This is a genomic window from Hymenobacter sp. DG25A, from assembly GCF_001280305.1.
In the GTDB taxonomy this organism is placed as follows: Bacteria; Bacteroidota; Bacteroidia; order Cytophagales; family Hymenobacteraceae; genus Hymenobacter.
The window spans coordinates 632,736-651,767 of sequence record NZ_CP012623.1 but is presented as its reverse complement, the minus strand read 5'-3'; the positions used below and the strand labels follow the sequence as shown (position 1 = coordinate 651,767).

16 protein-coding genes are annotated in these 19,032 nt (G+C 58.2%); 15 read left to right on the top strand and 1 reads right to left on the bottom strand.

The window, feature by feature from the left end; all coding sequences use genetic code 11:
- Positions 1–241 precede the first annotated feature (241 nt).
- The 11 genes from AM218_RS02750 to AM218_RS02700 all read left to right on the top strand — a co-directional run bounded on the left by AM218_RS02750 (position 242) and on the right by AM218_RS02700 (position 13,978).
- Positions 242–4,813, top strand: a complete 4,572-nt coding sequence (locus AM218_RS02750) for a translocation/assembly module TamB domain-containing protein (protein WP_054411657.1) — start codon at positions 242–244, stop codon at positions 4,811–4,813.
- Positions 4,814–4,920: 107 nt separating this feature from the next.
- Positions 4,921–5,814 (top strand): cell division protein FtsX, encoded by an 894-nt coding sequence (locus AM218_RS02745; RefSeq protein WP_054411655.1) that lies wholly within the window; start codon positions 4,921–4,923, stop codon positions 5,812–5,814.
- Positions 5,815–5,888: 74 nt separating this feature from the next.
- Positions 5,889–6,200, top strand: a complete 312-nt coding sequence (locus AM218_RS16240) for a DUF3098 domain-containing protein (RefSeq protein ID WP_071843679.1) — start codon at positions 5,889–5,891, stop codon at positions 6,198–6,200.
- Positions 6,201–6,992, top strand: coding sequence for an undecaprenyl-diphosphate phosphatase (locus tag AM218_RS02735; RefSeq protein WP_054411653.1), 792 nt, complete (start codon positions 6,201–6,203; stop codon positions 6,990–6,992).
- Positions 6,989–7,846: a tRNA pseudouridine(55) synthase TruB gene (truB, locus tag AM218_RS02730; protein WP_054411651.1), complete on the top strand. Its 858-nt coding sequence runs from the start codon at positions 6,989–6,991 to the stop codon at positions 7,844–7,846. The genes AM218_RS02735 and truB overlap by 4 nt, the downstream gene beginning before the upstream one ends.
- A 4-nt stretch (positions 7,847–7,850) precedes the next feature.
- The gene (locus tag AM218_RS02725) at positions 7,851–8,804 is read left to right on the top strand and encodes a bifunctional riboflavin kinase/FAD synthetase (protein WP_054411649.1); all 954 of its coding nucleotides are present in this window, start codon (positions 7,851–7,853) and stop codon (positions 8,802–8,804) included.
- Between the two features lie 233 nt (positions 8,805–9,037).
- Complete coding sequence (locus AM218_RS02720) at positions 9,038–9,736, top strand: CoA transferase subunit A (RefSeq protein WP_054411647.1); 699 nt, start codon at positions 9,038–9,040, stop codon at positions 9,734–9,736.
- A 12-nt stretch (positions 9,737–9,748) separates the two neighbouring features.
- Entirely contained in the window at positions 9,749–10,405 is a 657-nt protein-coding gene (locus tag AM218_RS02715) for a 3-oxoacid CoA-transferase subunit B (RefSeq protein WP_054411645.1), read from the top strand.
- A gap of 295 nt (positions 10,406–10,700) precedes the next feature.
- The gene (locus AM218_RS02710; protein ID WP_231717581.1) at positions 10,701–12,245 is read left to right on the top strand and encodes a carbon-nitrogen hydrolase family protein; all 1,545 of its coding nucleotides are present in this window, start codon (positions 10,701–10,703) and stop codon (positions 12,243–12,245) included.
- 150 nt (positions 12,246–12,395) lie between these two features.
- Entirely contained in the window at positions 12,396–13,097 is a 702-nt protein-coding gene (locus AM218_RS02705; protein WP_197274005.1) for an energy transducer TonB, read from the top strand.
- 158 nt (positions 13,098–13,255) lie between these two features.
- Complete coding sequence (locus AM218_RS02700) at positions 13,256–13,978, top strand: SDR family oxidoreductase (RefSeq protein WP_054411641.1); 723 nt, start codon at positions 13,256–13,258, stop codon at positions 13,976–13,978.
- 113 nt (positions 13,979–14,091) lie between these two features.
- Here the strand turns inward: AM218_RS02700 and AM218_RS02695 are convergent, their stop codons facing one another.
- On the bottom strand, positions 14,092–14,814 hold the full coding sequence (locus AM218_RS02695; protein ID WP_054411638.1) for an RDD family protein: 723 nt from the start codon (positions 14,812–14,814) through the stop codon (positions 14,092–14,094).
- 133 nt (positions 14,815–14,947) lie between these two features.
- On the opposite strand from AM218_RS02695, the gene AM218_RS02690 reads away from it, so the two are divergent.
- The 4 genes from AM218_RS02690 to AM218_RS02675 are packed head-to-tail and all read left to right on the top strand — an operon-like array spanning position 14,948 to position 19,023.
- A complete protein-coding gene (locus tag AM218_RS02690) occupies positions 14,948–15,910 on the top strand; it encodes a stage II sporulation protein M (protein WP_054411636.1) in 963 nt (320 codons plus the stop codon).
- Between the two features lie 23 nt (positions 15,911–15,933).
- Positions 15,934–16,971, top strand: a complete 1,038-nt coding sequence (locus AM218_RS02685; RefSeq protein ID WP_054411634.1) for a hypothetical protein — start codon at positions 15,934–15,936, stop codon at positions 16,969–16,971.
- Complete coding sequence (locus tag AM218_RS02680) at positions 16,955–17,743, top strand: DUF4129 domain-containing protein (RefSeq protein WP_054411632.1); 789 nt, start codon at positions 16,955–16,957, stop codon at positions 17,741–17,743. Before AM218_RS02685 ends, AM218_RS02680 begins: the two co-directional genes overlap by 17 nt.
- Positions 17,740–19,023 (top strand): DUF4350 domain-containing protein, encoded by a 1,284-nt coding sequence (locus AM218_RS02675; protein WP_054411630.1) that lies wholly within the window; start codon positions 17,740–17,742, stop codon positions 19,021–19,023. Before AM218_RS02680 ends, AM218_RS02675 begins: the two co-directional genes overlap by 4 nt.
- The last annotated feature ends 9 nt before the right edge of the window (positions 19,024–19,032 follow it).

Sequence of the window (19,032 nt, the reverse complement as noted above, 5' to 3'; positions counted from 1 at the left end):
TTAATCCTGATCAGCCTGGCAATTGGAAACACGCTACGGGCAACTCAATATGTTCCCTGCAAAGGTCGTTGTAAAAGCAGTATGCGCCTAACTGACCCTGGTCAGGCAGGCTTCTTCTTTAACCTCAACCGCCATGCGTACGTTTGGGGGCTGTGCCCGAAATACCTCATTGTAGGCAACGGTTGGGCCGAACCCTGTATCTTCGCTACTCCGCCACCCTCCCACTGCGTTTCTTCCACCTGTGCCACGCTTCGTTGCCATCCTGCTCAAAACTCTGCTGGCACTGGTTGTGCTGCTGGCCGTGGTGCTGGGCGGCACCCTGGTAGCCCTGCGGTTACCGGGCGTGCAAACCCGCCTGGCGCAGAAGGCGGCCACCATGCTTACCAAGCGCCTGGGCCATAAAGTCATGGTGGGTCGCGTGGATATCCGGCCGTTTTCCCGGGTATTATTAGAAGAGGTGCGGGTGCTGGACCGCCGCGGTAATGAGCTGTTCAACATTGGCCGGGCCGATGCCGACATCAAGCTGTTTTCGGTGTTCGACCCCACCCATCTGCACGTGGGCAAGCTCACACTGGAGGAGCCGCGCTTCGCCATGATTACCTACGCCAACCAGCCCGACAGTACCAACCTTTCGGAGTTTCTGGCGGCCGTGAAGCGCCTCATCGGCCCTACCGATACCACCAAAGTTTCCAAGCCCTTCGATTTTAAGATTGATGCCATTGGTCTGCGCAACGGCCGCTTTGTGCTGGACCGCCGCAACGTGGCTCGCGAGCCGTACTACGGCCGCACCATGGATTACGCCCACCTGCGCATCGACAGCATTTACGGCGACTTCAACGCCATTCAGCTGCGCGGCGATACTATAATGAGTGAGGTACGGGATTTGAAGGCCGTGGATACGCCCTCCCGCACCCGGCTGCAGAAGCTGAGCACCGACATGGTTTTCGCGCCCACTTTCTGGGAGTTCGATAAAACCGACCTGCGTGTGGGCCGCAGCCATTTGCAGCACTACGTGCGCTTCGACTACAAGCACTTCCTCAACTTCACCGACTTCAACGACTCGGTGCGCGTCACGGCCCGCCTCTCCCCCACGCGCATCTACTCCGACGATATTGCCAAGTTTGCGCCCCAACCCGAAATCCGCGACCTGCACGAAACCGTGCTGCTCTCGGGAGAGGCCAAGGGCTACGTGCACGATTTCCACACCAAAAACCTGGACGTGCGCTACGGCAAAAACACGCATGTGCTGGGTGATATTGGCGTGGAAGGCCTGCCCAACCTGAAGGAGAGCTTCGTGGATATGCGCCTGAAGCCTTCTGTTATCGACGGGCGCGACATTCGCCGCTACATTCCGGACTCCGGCTGGCCGTATGTGCAGCGCCTGGGCACGGTGAAGCTCAAGGGCGAGTTCCAGGGCTTCTACAACGACTTTGTGGCCAACGGTGCTTTCCAGACCGCACTGGGCAATGTGGTGTCCGACGTGAACCTCAAGTTCAAGACCGACCCGCGCTACTCCAGCTACGAGGGCAACGTGAAAACCACGGGGTTCCAGCTGGGTAAGCTGCTGGGTGACGAAAGCACCGTGCGCGACATTACCATGAACGGCCGCGTGGAAGGCGTGGGCTTTACCCCGGAAGGTGCCCGCCTCACGGCCAAGGCCACCGTGCAAAGCATCTGGCTGCAGGGCTACCGCTACCGCAACATCGTTACCAACGGGCAGTTCCGGAAGCAGGCCTTTCAAGGCAAGCTTTCCATTGATGACCCCAACCTGCGCGCCACCGCCGACGGCAGCATCGACCTGAACAAAGCCCGGCAGGCCTTTGACCTGCGCGCCAAAGTGCAGCGCGCCAACCTGCGCGCCATTGGCCTCACCAAGCAGAACTTTACACTCTCTACCACCGCTGATGTCCGCTTTCAGGGCCTGAAGCTGGACAACCTGCTGGGCACTATTGTGCTGCGCGATTCGCGCCTGGGCTACAATGGCCGCGTGGTAGCTATTGATACGTTTGACGTTTTCTCCCGCCGCGACCCGGACGGGCAGCGCCGCCTGGCCATCCGCTCGGAAATTGCCGACCTCACGGCCGTGGGCAACTTCGACTTCACCCGCGTGCTGCGCGATGTAAATGTGCTGCTGGAAGAATATCGCCTCAACTTTGAGAGTGACGAAGCCGCTACCGCCGCCTACTACCGCCGCAAGCGCCGGCAGCCCACCCCCGATTATGCCATTCAGCTGAACCTGTATCTGAAGCACCCCAACCCGGCGCTGAAGGTATTTGTGCCCGGCCTCACCCTCTCCGACTACTCCCGGGTTGACGGCTCCTTCCGCAACGGCAACACGTCCATTTTCTCGCTGGGCGGGCACTTTGATGCGCTGCAGTACGACAGCGTGCGGACGAAAAACACGGAATTCGACTTTACTACCTCCAAGCTGCCCTACCAGCCGGAAGTGCTGGCGCAGGCCAACATTACCTCGGAGAGCCAGCATCTGCCCGCCCTGGGTGCCACCGATAACTTCTACGTGGAGGGCGTGTGGGACCAGGAGAAAATCAACTTCTCCACTTCTCTGGCCCAAACTGGCACCACCAACCGCGCCCAGATTAACGGGGCGCTGGTGTTCCTGCCTGATGCCGTGCGCATCGTGTTCCGGCAGTCGGGCGTGAATTTGCTGGGGCGAGACTGGAGCATTGCGGCCGAAAACTCGGTGGTGATTTCCGGCGGCGGCAAGGAAATCGATATTCAGAACCTGAACCTGGCCAACGGCGAGCAAAGCGTAAACGCCCAGGGCCAGATTTCCCGCGACCCAACCAAGCTGCTACGCCTGGCCGTGCAGAACTTTGAGCTGGGCACGCTAAACTCTATCACCAAGCAAAACATTACGGGCCGCGTGAATGCTGTAGGCGACATGCGTGCCGTGTACGGTAACCTGGTAGCCAACGCCCGCCTGGACGTAGACTCCCTGGTATTTGATAATGTACTGATTGGCGACGTGGCCGGCGTGGCCGACTGGGACAACCCCTCCCAGCTACTACGCCTGAATGCCAATGTGCTGCGCGACGGCGCCCGCCTGGTAGCCCTGGCCGGCACCTACAAACCCAGCGAGGAGATAAACCAGCTGAACATAACGGCAGTGCTGGACAAAGCCCCCGTGAAGCTGGCCGAACCGCTGCTCAATACGCTGTTCAGCAACATGGGCGGCACCACCGATGGCACCCTGCGCCTGACCGGCCGCCTGGCGGCGCCCAACCTGGTGGGTACCCTGGATGTAACGGACGGGCAGCTCACCTTTGATTACCTGAACACCACCTACACCTTCTCAGACCGGATTCGGTTTGCCGAAGACCGGATTGCCTTCCGCAACATCCGCCTGCGCGACCCGCTGGGAAATTCCGGCACCCTGAATGGCAACATTTTCCACAAGGGCTTCCAGGATATGTCGCTGGCTTTGCACGCCACGTTCCGCAAGCTGCAGGTGCTGAATACCACCCGCAAGGACAACGAGCTGTACTTTGGCACCGCCTTCGCCACCGGCGAAGCTCACATAACCGGCCCCACCGACGACCTGGTGGTGAACGTGACGGCCCGCAGCGAGGACGGTACCCGCTTCTCCCTGCCCCTGGACAATGCGGCCAAGGCCGAGAAAGCCAGCTACATCAAATTTGTAAACCGCAACCTGCCCGATACCACTACCGTGCAGGTGCCGGTGGCCACTACCGGGCAGGTAGACCTATCGGGACTGCGGCTGAACTTCAACCTGGATATTACCCCGGATGCCTACATCGAGATTCTGCTGGATGAAAGCACCGGTGACGTAATCCGGGGTACGGCCAGCGGACAGCTGCGCCTGAATATTGATACCCGCGGCGAGTTCAACATGTTTGGGCAGGTGGAAATTGTGCGCGGCCTGTACAACTTCACGCTGCAGGGTTTGGTGAACAAGGAGTTTCAGGTGCGGCCGGGCGGCACCATCAGCTGGAACGGCAACCCGCTGGACGGGCAGCTGAACGTAACCGGCACCTACACCCAGCGCACCTCCATTCAGCCCATTGTGGCCAGCAGCAACGCCACCGTGCCCGTTACGGCCGTGATGAATCTGACGGGCCCCTTGCTGCTGCCCGTGATTCAGCTCAACCTGGAGTTCAATGACATTCCTTCCACGGCGGAAGGTGAAATCAACTCCTTTATAGCCTCTCTGCGCAATGATGAGCAGGAGTTGAACCGGCAGGTATTTAGTTTGATTGTGTTCCGGCAGTTGGCCTCGCCGGGTTCCCTGGCCTCCGTTACCAAGTTCTCGGGGCAGGATAATGCTTTTGGCAACAGCCTGGGGCAGATTATTTCCACGCAGCTGGGTCTGCTCACCGCTCAGATTGACCCCAACCTGGAAATTGCCTTCAACATTAATGGGGTAACGCCCGAGGAGCTGCAGGCTCTGCAGGTACGCCTGAGCTACAACCTGATGGGCGGCCGCCTGCGCGTAACGCGGGAAGGCGGCTTCAGCAACAGCACCACCTCTTCGCAAACCGGCGTTACTACCCAATCCTCGCTGCTGGGCGACCTGAGCGTGGAGTATTTCCTGCGCGAGGATGGCAAGCTGCGCGTGCGCCTGCGCTACGAAACCACCCCCCGGGACTTCAGCCAGGTGTTGAATACCTACGCCAACCAGTCGCGGGCCGGTATCAGCGTGCTGCATACGGAGCAGTTCAACTCCCTGCCCGAGCTCTTTGCCCGCAAGCGCCTGAACCGCCGCGACGAAGCCCGCCGAAAGGCCCGCGAGCAGCTGAACATCGACGACGACCCCCGCACCGTTATTAATTGAGTTACCCGTTGTGTGTTGCCGGTGGCCAAGTCGTTCAATGATTTTCACCTTTGATAACTGGCCACCGGCAACGGACAACTGGCAACGGATACCTACCTTTGCCCCCTATGCCTCCAGCCCGTCCTACCCGCAAAAAGAAGCTTGGCAACTATCCGCATACCATGGTGGTGTTCAGCATTACGCTGGCGCTGCTGGTTATCGGGCTGTTTGGTTTGCTGCTGCTCCACGCGCACAAGCTCTCCGAGGTAGTAAAGGAAAACATTGAAATGCAGGTGTATCTGGAGCGCGACCTGCCCGAGGCCCAGCTTTTGCGCCTGCAGCAAACGTTTTCCAGCAAGCCTTTTATAGCCTACCGCAATAACCAGCCGCAGGTGCGGTTTCTCTCCAAAGAAGAAGGTGCGCGCCAGTTTGTGGAGCAGACCGGCGAGGACTTCCAGCAGTTTCTGGGCGACAACCCCCTGCGCGACGCCTACATCCTGAAAATCAACCCCGAGTATTCCGACACCAAACACCTGCGCCAGGTAGAGCAGGAGCTGAAGGCGGAAACCGGCGTATTTGAGGTGCAGTATGTGCAAAGCCTCATCACCTCTATTAATGAGAATGTGCGCAAGCTCAGCCTGATTCTGCTGGGCTTTGCGGCCGTGCTCACCTTTGTGGTGGTGGTGCTCATCAACAATACCATTAAGCTGGCCCTTTTCTCGCAGCGCTTTCTTATCCGGAGCATGCAGCTGGTGGGGGCTACTTCCTTCTTTATTCAGCGGCCGTTTTTGCGGCGGGCTACCTGGCAGGGCTTCGTGAGCGGGGTGCTGGCCTCGCTGCTGCTGCTGGTGCTGCTGCAATACGCCTACCTGGAAATAGACGAGCTGCGCCTGCTGCGCGATGAGCGCCTTTTGGTGGTATTGATGCTGATTCTGGTAGCGCTGGGCAGCTTTATTGGCTTTATCAGCTCCTACCGGGCCGTGCGCAAATACCTGGGCATGTCTCTGGACGAGCTTTATTAATACCGGGCTGTTTCCCTCTGAACTCCGAACAGCTCCTGCTAACTAACGCATCATAAACCCCGAATAACGACCTCATGGCTGCTACTAAATTCGCCTTTGGGCGGCGCAACTACCGACTGATGCTGCTGGGCGTGGCACTGCTGGCCGCCGGCTTTATCACCATGACGCTGGACACAGCCGACTACGGCGAAGGCTTCCTGGGCATTACGCTGGGCCCACTGCTGCTGGTAGCGGGGTTTGTGGTCGAGTTCTTCGCCATTATGGCCAAGTCCGGCGACGAGCCGGTGGCCGAAACAATTACCACCACCGCTGCCACTACTACCGTAAATCAACCTCAGCCAGTGGCGCCCACTGCGGCCCCGCGCCCTACTTACAAGCGTTCCTAAATGAATTATTGGCACGCGTTGCTCCTCGCAATAGTAGAGGGGCTCACGGAATTTTTGCCCGTTTCCAGCACCGGGCACATGGTTATTGTGGCTAACCTGCTGGGAATTGGCCAATTGCCTTACACCGAAACCTACATAACTGGCATTCAGCTGGGCGCCATCCTCTCGGTGGTGGTGCTGTACTGGCGGCGGTTTTTGCAGAGCACCGGTTTCTATATGAAGCTGGCGGTGGCTTTTCTACCGTTCGGCTTTTTGGGTTTCCTGCTGAAGGATGTAATTGAGCAGCTGCTGAAAAGTGTGGCGGTGGTAGCCTGGGCCTTGGTGCTGGGCGGCATCGTGCTGCTGTTCGTGGAGCAAATTTTCAAGAACAAGAAGCCGCACTACGTTTCCATGCCCAAGTACAAACAGGCCTTCCGCATTGGCCTGTACCAGTGTATTGCCCTGATTCCGGGCGTGTCGCGCTCCGCGGCCACCATCCTGGGTGGCCTGGCCCAAGGCTTCGACCGTCGCTCGGCCGCCGACTTCTCCTTCCTGCTGGCGGTGCCCACCATGGTGGTCATTACCGGCTATCAGCTACTGAAAGGCTATAAGTCGAACCCGCTTTCCATAGATCAACTAAAGATGTTGCTGTTTGGCAATGCCGTGGCTTTTGCCGTGGCCATGCTGGCTGTGCGCTCTTTCGTGAATTTTCTTACCCGCTATGGTTTCCGGGCCTTCGGTTTCTACCGTATTCTGGTTGGGGCCATCATTCTCATTATGCTGGGTCTGGGCATTAACCTGAAGCTGATATGAGCACGCACCTTCCCGATTCCACTCCTCCGGCCGCTGCTGGTTTCGATTTTGAAGCCGGCGAAGTGCTCCTGTTTGACAAGGCGCTTACCTGGACCTCTTTTGACGTGGTACGCAAGGTGAAGAACACGCTGCGCATCAAGAAAATCGGCCATGCCGGCACCCTGGATCCGCTGGCTACCGGCCTGCTGATTCTGTGCACCGGCAAGAAAACCAAGCAGATTGACCTGATTCAGGCCCAGGAAAAAGAATACACCGGCACTTTCCGCCTGGGCCAGACCACACCCAGCTTCGACCTGGAAACGCCCGTGGATGCGGAGCTGCCCTATGAGCACCTCACGGAGGCCGAGCTACGCGCTGCCACCGCGCAGTTTGTGGGCCTGATTCAGCAAACCCCACCGTTGTTTTCGGCGGTGAAGGTGAACGGGGAGCGGGCCTACGAAGTAGCCCGCCGCGGCGAAGAAGCCGAAATCAAGTCCAAGCAAATCGAAATCAAAGCGTTTGAGCTGACGCGCATTGCCCTGCCCGAGGTAGACTTCCGGGTAGTGTGCTCCAAAGGCACCTACATCCGCAGCCTGGCCCGCGACTTTGGCGCGGCCCTGGGCAGTGGCGCCCACCTCACCAAACTAGTGCGCACCCGCATTGGCGAGTACCGGCTGGAAGATGCCCTGAACATGGAGCAGCTGCAAGCCCTGGCCCCGCCCCGACCCGCCGGCCTCGAAAATGCTCGTCCGCGCTCTGAGCGGGGCGGCCGCCCCCGCCCGCCCCGGGCCGGGCTGGAGTACTATGCCGCCCAGCAGGCTGCGGCGGCCGAACAGACCGCCCCTGATCAGGATTCATCCGCCTCCAACTCCTAAGCTTATGCTCGTCGTTCGGGACCCCGCGCAGTTTCCGTTTCTTGGCCAGGCCGTGGTCACCAGCGGTACGTTCGATGGCGTGCATCTGGGGCACCAGAAAATCCTGCAGCGGCTGCTGGAAGTAGCCCGGCAGAGTGGAGGGCCTTCGGTGGTGATTACCTACTGGCCGCACCCGCGCCTGGTGCTGGCCCCGCCCCTCGCTCACCCCCAGCCCCTGGATCTGCACCTGCTGAACACACTGGAGGAGCGCATTGAAAAGCTGCAGGAGTACGGCGTTGATTATCTGCTGATCATCCCCTTTACCCGCGAGTTTGCTGAGCTGACTTCGGAAGAATACATCCAGCAGATTCTGCTCAAAACGGTAGGCACCAAAAAGCTCGTCATCGGCTACGACCACCGCTTTGGCAAAAACCGCGAAGGCGGCTTTGAGTACCTCAGTCAGAACGCCGACCGCTACGGCATGGAAGTAGAAGAGATTCCGCGCGAAGACGTGGATGCCGTGGGCGTGAGCAGCACCCGCATCCGCAAGGCCCTGCAGGCCGGCGACGTGCAAACCGCCCACCGGCACCTGGGCTATTATTATCCTTTAACGGGCACTGTTGTGCGCGGCAAGCAGTTGGGCCGCACTATTGGCTGGCCAACAGCCAACATCCAAACCCAGGAGCCCCTGAAGCTGGTGCCCGCTCGGGGCGTTTATGCGGTACTGGCTACCACCGCGGCCGGCACCCACCACCCGGCCATGCTCAACATCGGCGTGCGCCCCACCGTGGGCGGCGACGTAACCCAGACCGTAGAAGCGCACCTTCTTGATTTCGACGGCGACCTGTACGACCAGCCCCTGACAGTGCAGTTTGTGGCCCGCCTGCGGGATGAGCAGAAGTTTGATGGTCTGGAAGCGCTGAAAGCGCAGCTAGCCCTGGATGCCCAGGCGGCCCGCCAGCATCTGATTGGCGGTTAGCCGATTTAATACCCCAACAACGCTACCTAAAACACGTGTCATCCTGAGCTTGCGAAGGACCTTCTCCCGTTTGAACGAGTCGTTGTGACGATGTTCGTTCTGCGGTGATAAGGTCCTTCGCAAGCTCAGGATGACACGTGTTTTTATGACTGGTTTTAGTACTCCGGGGTTCCTTCTGCTGGCTCATATCCCACTTCTAATTACCTTTCCGCTCCCAACCTTACCACCCATCCATGATTAATAAAGTTGTAGCCGATGCTCAGGCGGCCCTGCAGGGCATTGAGGACGGCATGACGCTGATGCTCGGCGGCTTTGGCCTGTGCGGCATCCCCGAAAACTCCATTCAGGAAATCCTGCGCCGGGGCGTGCGCGAGCTTACCTGCATCAGCAACAATGCCGGCGTCGATGACTTTGGCATTGGCCTGCTGCTGCAAACCAAGCAGGTACGCAAGATGATTTCCAGCTACGTAGGCGAGAATGCCGAGTTTGAGCGCCAGCTGCTCTCCGGCGAGCTGGAAGTAGAGCTGATTCCGCAGGGCACCCTGGCTGAGCGCATCCGCGCGGGCGGAGCAGGTATCCCGGCTTTCTTTACCCCGGCCGGCTACGGCACGGAGGTGGGCGAAGGCAAGGAAAGCCGCGAGTTCTACGGCAAAATGTACCTGATGGAAACTTGGCTGAAAGCAGATTATGCCTTCGTGAAAGCCTGGAAGGGTGACACCGCCGGCAACCTTATCTATAAAGGCACGGCCCGCAACTTCAACCCCATGATGGCCACGGCCGGCAAAATTACGGTGGCGGAAGTGGAAGAGCTGGTACCGGCCGGCGAGCTGGACCCCAACCAGATTCATACGCCCGGCATTTTTGTGCAGCGCATTTTCGAGGGCAAGAACTACGAGAAGCGCATTGAGCAGCGCACGGTTCGTCAAGGCTAAATCCCACCCATCATGTTAGATAAACACGGCATCGCCAAACGCATTGCGCAGGAAGTGCGCGATGGATACTACGTTAACCTGGGCATTGGCATTCCTACGCTGGTGGCCAACTACATTCCCGCCGGCATTAATGTGGTGCTGCAAAGCGAAAACGGCCTGTTGGGCATGGGCCCCTTTCCGACGGACGACAAAGTAGACCCCGACCTCATCAACGCCGGCAAGCAGACTGTTACCACGCTGCCCGGCTCCAGCCTCTTCTCTTCTGCTGATTCCTTCGGGATGATTCGGGGGGAGCACGTGGACCTGACCATTCTGGGCGCCATGGAAGTCTCGGAGCGCGGCGACATTGCCAACTGGAAGATTCCCGGCAAAATGGTAAAAGGCATGGGCGGCGCCATGGATCTGGTAGCCTCCGCCAAGAACATCATCGTGGCCATGCAGCACGTAGCCAAAGACGGCAGCAGCAAGCTGCTGCCCAACTGCACCCTGCCTATTACCGGCCTGCACTGCGTAAAGAAAGTGGTAACCGAGCTGGCCGTGCTGGATATTACGCCCGATGGCTTTGTGCTGCGCGAACGGGCTCCGGGCGTATCAGTAGAGCAGATTCAGGCGGCTACGGCCGGCAAGCTGGTGATACCGGAAGGCGGCGTGCCCGAAATGGTGCTCTAAGGCTGACTTTTTCTGCTGGATAGTTGTTGTATTTCCGCCCGGTTCAGCTGCTGAATCGGGCGGAATGCTTTTGCCGTTTTCTGCCAGGCCCAACGTAACCCCCGCGCATGCCGTACCTTTGGGCAAAACTCCGTTTCCAAATTTCCTTATGCCTTCTCCTAGTTCTAAATCCGGCGGTAGCCACGCTAAAAAGGCAGCCGTAGCTGTTGAGCGCCTGACGCCCACGGCGGTACCAGCTCACAAACTGGTGCTGCGCACCCTCCGCCGCGGCGACTACAAAGCCGTGCGCGACATCATGGACAAGGTGTATTCCAATATGGAAGGCGCCTGGGCCCAGGATGAATACAATAACCTGCTGCGCAAATTCCCCGAAGGCCAGATCTGCATCGAAGACAATGGCATAGTGGTAGCCGCCGCCCTGGCCATTATTGTGGAGTACTCTGATTTCGGCGACCGGCACACCTACGCCAAAATCACTGGCCTCGGTAAGTTTGATACCCATAACCCGGATGGCGACACGCTCTATGGCGTGGACGTGTTCGTGGACCCCGAATACCGCAGTCTGCGCCTGGGCCGCCGCTTGTACGATGCTCGCAAAGAGCTGTGCGAGAACCTGAACCTGCGCGCCATGGTGGCAGGTGGCCGTATTCCCGGCTACGCGGCCTACGCTAATGAGATGACGCCCGCCAAGTACGTGGAAATGGTGCGCAACAAGGAAATTACGGACCCCATCCTCACCTTCCAGCTCTCCAACGACTTTTACGTCCGCAAAATCATCCGCGGCTATCTGCCCTACGATTCCGAGTCCAAGGCTTTTGCTACGCTGCTGGAGTGGATTAACGTGTATTATGACGAGGACGTGGACAAGCTCATCGGTAACACGAAGAGCAACGTTCGTATTGGCATTGTACAGTGGCAAATGCGCGCCACCCGCAGCCTGGAAGACTTGCTGCAGCAGATGGAATTCTTCGTGGACACGGTGAGCGGCTATAAGTCGGACTGCGTGATGTTTCCCGAGTTTTTCAACGCCCCGCTCATGGCCCTCACCAACGAGGACTCGCCGGCGGTGGCCATCCGGGCCATGGCGGCCTTCACCGAGCCCATCAAAATCAAAATGATGGAGCTGGCCGTGAGCTACAACATCAACATCGTGGCCGGCTCGATGCCGGTGTACGAGGACGGCAAGCTGCACAACGTGGCCTACCTCTGCCGCCGCGATGGCACAGTGGACGAACAGTACAAGCTGCACGTGACGCCCGACGAGGCCAGCTACTGGGGTATGCGCGGCGGCGACAAGCTCAAGTGCTTCGATACGGACTTTGGCAAAATCGGCATTCTGGTGTGCTACGACATCGAATTCCCCGAGCTGGCCCGCATGCTGAGCGACGAGGGCGTGAAAATCCTGTTCGTGCCGTTCTGGACCGATACCAAGAACGCCTACCAGCGCGTGCGCATCTGCGCCCAGGCCCGGGCCATTGAAAACGAGTGCTACGTGGCCATTACGGGCTCAGTAGGCAACCTGCCACGCGTAGAAAACATGGACATTCAGTACTCGCAGAGTGCCGTGTTCAGCCCCTCTGACTTTGCCTTCCCCCACGATGCCATCGTGGCCGAAGCCACGCCCAACACGGAGATGACGCTCATTGCCGACCTGGACCTGGACCTTCTTAAGGATCTGAACACCAGCGGGGCCGTGCGTAACCTCCGCGACCGGCGCAAGGACCTGTACTCGCTCAGCTGGACGGTGAAAAAGTCGGACCGTGACGAGGAGCTGCTGTCCCAGGGTTCTGAGGAGCGCCACCCCCGGGTAACCAAGCGAAAGGCCATTGCGGCCGGGTAAGCCAATGCCCTGCTCAGCAAGAATCCCCACCCGAAGCCAAATATTTGGCTTCGGGTGGGGATTCTTTTGTCTATGTGATAGATAAGCTTAATAGTTGTAAATCCTGGCTACTTTTGACTTGTCTTTACAATGTTATCCTATTTAGTACCCATGAGATTACTTCTTCTTGCTTTCTGCTTACTAACTACTTTATGGGGGTACGGCCAGCCTCCCAAAATGAAACCCGGGAAGAACAAATTTGAAAAGGGGAAACTCGTTGACAATCGGCCTGTAGGCTTATGGGAGTATTTTGATTCAAATGGTAAGCCAGATCTTACGTTCGACTATGACTCGAGTAAGATTGTCTTTTCCCGTCCGGATACCACCCGCTATTGGCTTAAAGTAGATACTGCCTGGCAGTTAGTCCGGCCAATGAGAGCACCGCGCTTGCTGGGTAGCCGGGAACATGATATAATTCAAATTGCTCAAAGCATTAAATACCCATCCGTCGCCATTAAATCCGGAACGGAAGGCACTGTTCTAATCTCTTATGTCGTGACTCCAACCGGACAGGCTCAGGACTTTTTAATTGAAAATGGAGTATCGCCCGCCTGCGACGATGAAGCATGGAAGGCCCTGCGGGATAATTTTAACAACTGGATTCCGGCCATATATCGTGGCAAGCCAGTACCAGCCCGGTTCTACCTTATGGTTACTTTTCGTATGGTTGCCTCAGAGCAGCGAAGGAAAGAATCAGATAAGGAATTGAGTGTATTAACCGCTGGTAAAAACGTGCACTTTGTCGACCACGTTATCATCACCGCCTTAGGTATTGAACGCAAAAGCGGCGCTTTACCCTTACCAAAACAATAATTTTAACCATGGGCTCTGCTCCATAAAGCTAATGGAAGAATAGAAACAAACGACTGATTTTTCTATTCCACTACACCATGTGTGGACTGGGTTAGTTTTTATTTACTAAGCTTCGGGGCCGATGTTGTCGGCATATCTACGCATTCAAACACCACCCTATGAAACGCATTTTCATTACCGGTGCCAACCGGGGCCTGGGCCTCGAGCTAACCCGCCAATATCTGGAGCGCGGCGACCAGGTTTTTGCCGCCAGTCGCAACCCCGATGCGGCCACCGAGCTGCGCGCCCTGCGGGCGCAGTACCCTGACCGGCTTACCCTGATTGCCCTTGATGTAACGGACCCCGCCTCCATTAATGCGGCCCGGAGAGCTGTGGAAGCCGTAACCGATGGCCTGGAAATTTTAATTAACAACGCCGGTATTTACCCCGGCGCTGGGGCCGATGGGCAGGCTGCCTCCCAGCGGCTGGGCGCCCTCACGGTGGAAGATGCCCTGTCGGTCATGAAAACCAATGCTATTGGCCCTTTGCTGGTTTCGCAGGAGTTTCTGGGGTTGCTGAAAGCAGGTCAGAAAGGCCGCATCATCAGTCTGTCCTCGGGCCTGGGCTCCCTCACGTGGAAAGCCTCCGGCGACCCTTACCATTACAGCGCCAGCAAAGCAGCCCTGAACATGTACATGCGCGCTTTGGCGGCTGAAATTGGCAACCAGGGCCTGATATGCATCCTGGTTGACCCCGGCTGGGTACGCACCGATATGGGTGGCTCCAGCGCCGCCCTGCCTCCCTCCGACTCCGCCAAAGGCATTATTCGCTTGGCCGAGCAGCTGCACGCGGAGGAAAACGGCAGCTTCGTAACCTGGCGCGGCGAGCCGGTGCCGTGGTAAGCGGCCGGTAAAACGGGAATCATTTAAAGTAAAAAGCGAAGCGGAGGCAAGCCTAGTGGCCTGTCTCCGCTTCGCTTTTTTACTTCTATTTTGAATAGCCTTTATGAGCAGGCTTAGCCGTAGGTGGCGGCCAGATACGCATGATCCTGGAGGATAGTATGCAGAAAAGGCTCATCCTGCAAATCAGTCTGAATGCTGGTCAGCGCCTTTACTTTATTGGCAACTTCGTGCAACAGCATATAATTATTGCGCTTCAGAGCCTGGTGCATCAGCCGGCGTACCAGATTGATGTCCTGATCAGAGAGGGTGCTGACCTGGGGGAACACCACCATATAGCCGGCCGGGAGGTCGGCGAGGGGCAGGCTACCGGTGGCGGGGGCCGGCCGCAGACTCACTACCATGGTATTGGCAGCCATATCACCCAGGCGCTGGCCGTGGCCGTTGAGCAGCACGGCCACGGTGGCAATGCTCCCGAAGGAGGCACTCACTTCAAGCAGGCCCAGCAGCCAGCGCAGCAGGTAGTCGCCCAGGTGAGGGCGCAGCCCGTCGCGCCGCGTTACTTTTATCTGGCGGGCGCGCTTGCCTATACTTTGCCCGTTGAAGAATATCTCGCAGAGGGGTTGGTAGAGCAGCCACGGCAGGGCTATCAGCAACATCAGCAGAATACGGCGCTCATCCTGAGAGCTGGTGGCCTTCTCAATCAGAAAGTTTACCACCACTGAAAATAACAGCAGCACCAGCCAGTCCAGTAGCTGCGCCAGTATCCGGTCGCCCACGCTGGCTACTTCATATTCCAGCGCCACGTTCTGGGCGGTTTGCACGTGAATCGTACTCATGAACAGGTATTTTGAACAATAAGGGAAAACTTGAACAATAAGGGAAAAACCCGGCGGCGGAGCAGGCTATTTTTATATATTTGTCAGACGCTGCTATTAGCGATTATCTCTATTTCCGTGGATTGGGCGCCATATGCGCGAAGTTTTATTTCTGCGTCAGAACCAGGCGAAGTGGCGGGAGTATGAAAGCACCCCGGCCCGCACCCCGGAGGAGCTGGCCAACCGCTTTATTGAGCTAACCGATGATTTATCGTACGCCCGCACCTTCTATCCGGACTCCAGCACCACCGCGTATCTGAATGCGCTAACGGGCAAGCTACACCAGGCACTGTACAAAAACAAAAGCGCAGAGCAGGGCCGCTTTGTGCATTTCTGGCTGCGTGAACTGCCCCTACTGGTGGCCCGCCACCACGGCACGCTGGGCGTTGCCCTTTTGTTTTTTGTGCTCTGCACTGCCCTGGGAGCCTTATCCGCCGCCCTCGATGACTCCTTTGTGCGCGTGGTGCTCGGCGACCAGTACGTAAACCAGACGCTGGCCAACATTGAGCGCGGCGACCCGATGGCGGTTTACAAGGGTGCGAATGAAAGCGTGATGTTTCTCTACATCACCGTGAACAACATCAAAGTCTCGCTGCTGGCCTTTGCTACTGGGCTGCTGCCGGGGCTGGGCACGGGCACCATCCTGTTTCGCAATGGCATGATGCTGGGGGCATTTCAGCAGTTTTTCTACCAGAAAGGGGTGCTGCTGCCTTCGCTGCTCACCATCTGGATTCATGGCACGCTGGAAATATCGGCTATTGTGCTGGCCGGAGGTGCGGGGCTGGTCATGAGCCGGGGGATTCTGTTTCCGGGAACCTATGCCCGGCGCGAGTCCTTCCGCCGCGCCGCCCGCGACGGCATGCAGCTGGTGCTGGGCCTGGCCCCCATCTTTATTCTGGCGGGCTTTCTGGAAGGCTTTGTAACGCGCCATACCGAGATGCCGCTGGCTGCCAGCCTGCTCATTATTGGCGGCTCGGCGGGGTTCATTATCTGGTACTTTATACTATATCCGCGCCGGCTGCACCAACAGCAGACCAAGGCTTTCCCTGTTTCCTGATTTCGTATTTATAACTCTCTGCTATGGCTCATCTGCCCTTTACCCGCCCCACTGATTTTCTGCGTGAGCGGGAATTTGGCCGCAAAATCGAAGCTTCTTTTGACTTTGTCCGGGCCCACTTTCGCCCCTTAGGTAAGTGTTTAATGTATATTGTTCTGCCGCTGCTCCTTCTGCAGGGCATTGCCGGCGGACTGCTACAAGCACGCATGGGTGGCTTGTTCAACACCTGGAAGACCATAGTTTCCCGGGGCGGAGCCAGTAACCAGGCCGAGTCGTTACAGCGCCTTTCCAATATGATTAACGGCCCGGAATATTGGGTGGCCATCCTGGGTAGTCTGGTTTCTTTTACGCTGCTTATCCTCACGGTATATGGTTACCTGGTGCTGCGCCTGGAAAAGGAGGACCCGCTGGAGCCAGTCACGGTGCATGAGGTGTGGGCGTTAGTGAAGCGGCGTTTCGCCGGCACCATACTTTCCTTTTTTGGCCTTACGCTCGTCTTAATTCTAAGTGTACTGGCCATAGGCATGGTTCTGGGCCTGGCTACCGCCTTTCTACGCGGTAACCCCTTCATGGTATTTGTGACGATTTTCGCCATCTACGCGGTTATGTGCTACGCTATGGTAGCATTGAGCCTGTTCTTTATTGTTCAGCTACGGGAGCGGAAGGGCTTTTTCGCCACCATTGGCCGCTGCTTCACGCTGGTATGGGGCAAATGGTGGTCTACCTTCGGGTTGATCTTTATTATGTTGTTGCTGGTAGGTGTACTGGCATTTGTTGTTTTGGCAATTACCTCTCTTATCAGCAGTCCTTTCACAATGACCCCGGAGCAGGCCCAATCCGTTTTAGGGCGGGTAATGTCGGTCGTAGCAGCGAGTCTGAATTCGGTGTCAACTATGGCCTTGTACCCTTTGCTGTTTCTGGCCCTGGCTTTTCAGTATTTTAATCTGGTAGAGCGCAAGGAAGGCCAGGGCCTGCACGCTTTGGTGGATACCATTGGTGCCCAGCTCGAAGCGGTGCCTACCTCCCGCTCCTACCAGCCCGAGGATGAGGGCGAATACTAGCCGCCCGGCGCCGGCCCACCCGCGGTGGCTGCCGGTAGCCGTGCTTTCCGCGCTGGTACTGCTCCTCACGGCGGCCACTCCGGCTATTCCGGCCCGGACCAAGCCAGCGCGCGCCGCTATCCACCTGCCCACCGACCGCACCACCCCCCGCCGGCTACTCATGCCGGCGGCCCGGCTGCGCGAGTTTCGGCGGCAGCGTGCGTTTCAGTATGTGGAGCCGCTGCCCGAAGAAGCCAGCACCTGGGACCTGTTCTGGCGGCGCTTCCGGCAGTGGCTGGGCGAGTTGCTGATGGGCCCGGGCTACCAGAGCCGGGGGCGCTACGTGATGTACGCCGCTTTTGGGGCAGCCTTTCTATATGTGCTGCTGCGCTTGTTGCGGCTGGATTATACCAGCGCCTTTGGGCGTGCCTCCCGTTCCTTGCCGCTCAGCTATGAAGCAGCGCCCGAGGACATCAATAGCATTGATTTTGCCGCCCGCCTGGAAGAAGCCGAAGCCACCGGCAACTACCGGCTGGGCGTGCGGCTGGGCTACCTGCTCATCCTGCACACGCTGACCTCGCGCCACCTTATTAACTGGCAGCCGGACAAAACCAACCACAGCTACCTGCAGGAGCTGGCCGGCACGCCCTGGCAGGATGGTTTCAGCCTGCTCACCCGCCAGTTTGAGTATGTGTGGTATGGCGAGGAAACCCTCACGCCCCTGCGCTATGCCACCGTGCGCGATGCCCGGCAGCAGTTTCTGGCAGCCCTTACCCGCCGCGCCGCCTCATGACCAGATTCCGAGCTTATCTTCTGGGGCTGGTGGTATTGTTCGCAGGCTTTGTGGCCGTGGAATACTTTAAGCCGGAGCCCACCAACTGGGAGCCCACCTATCAGAACCGACACAAAATTCCCTACGGTACTTACGTGCTCTTTGAGCTGCTGCCGGAGCTGTTTGGCCAACAACGCGTGAGCATAGTTCGCCAGCCTATTGCCAACCAGCTGCTGCCTAACCTGGGTAAGCAGCAATTTTCCAGCGCCGATACGGTGCTGCCGGTGAATGCGCCCGCTGCCCGGGTGCTGCAAACGCCGGCCAATTACCTATTTGTGCACCACACCTTCTCGCTCAGCCGCCTGGACCGGGACGCCCTGCTGCGCTATGTGGCCCGCGGCAACCATGCCTTTATTGCCACCGAGTACCTCGACGACCTGCTTACTGACACCTTGCGCCTGCAGATGGTGAGCATCTCCGATGACGTAAAGCGCCGCGCCGGCCGGCTGGCTACCCGCAAAACCACCATTGACAGCACCACCCTCCAGCTGCTGAGCCCGGCTTTTGCCGGCCATGCTCGCTTCCGCTTTCCGGCTGCTCAGGCAAACCAATATTTTAAGCCCGATAGTGCTTGCCGGGCCACAGTGCTGGCCACCAACGACCAACGGCAACCCGTGCTGGTGCGCGTGCCCTTCGGCCGGGGCTCCTTGTTCCTGAGCTCTACTCCCGCCGCTTTCAGCAATTATTTTCTGCTGCGCCCCGCCACGGCGGGATTCGGGGTGGCAGCGCTGTCTTATCTGCCGGCGCGCCCTGTTTTCTGGGACGAATACCAGAAGCAAGGTAGCCTGGGCGAGCAGTCTTTGCTGCGGGTGGTAATGCGCCACGATGCCTTGCGCTGGGCTTACTATCTACTAATGGTTAGTGCGCTGCTGTTTGTGGTGATTGAAGCCCGCCGCCGGCAGCGCGTTATTCCGGTGCTCAAACCCTTGCCCAACACTACGCTGCTGTTCACCCGCACGGTGGCCTCCCTGTACCGCCAGGGCAGCAACCATGAGCGCATCGCCGAGAAAAAAATCAACCTGTTTCTGGAGTTCCTGCGCAACCGCTTTCAGGAAACTTCCCCCGACCTCAACGACGAAGCCTTCCGGGAGCGGCTGGCGCAAAAAGCCGGCATGCCCCGCCCCCGCATCGACGAGCTGATTCGTCGGATTCACTTTACCCGCACCGCCCCCACCGTCACCGACCATCAACTGCTGCTGCTCAGCCAGACGCTGGCCACCTTCCGGCGCGATGCCCGCTAACTTATCTTT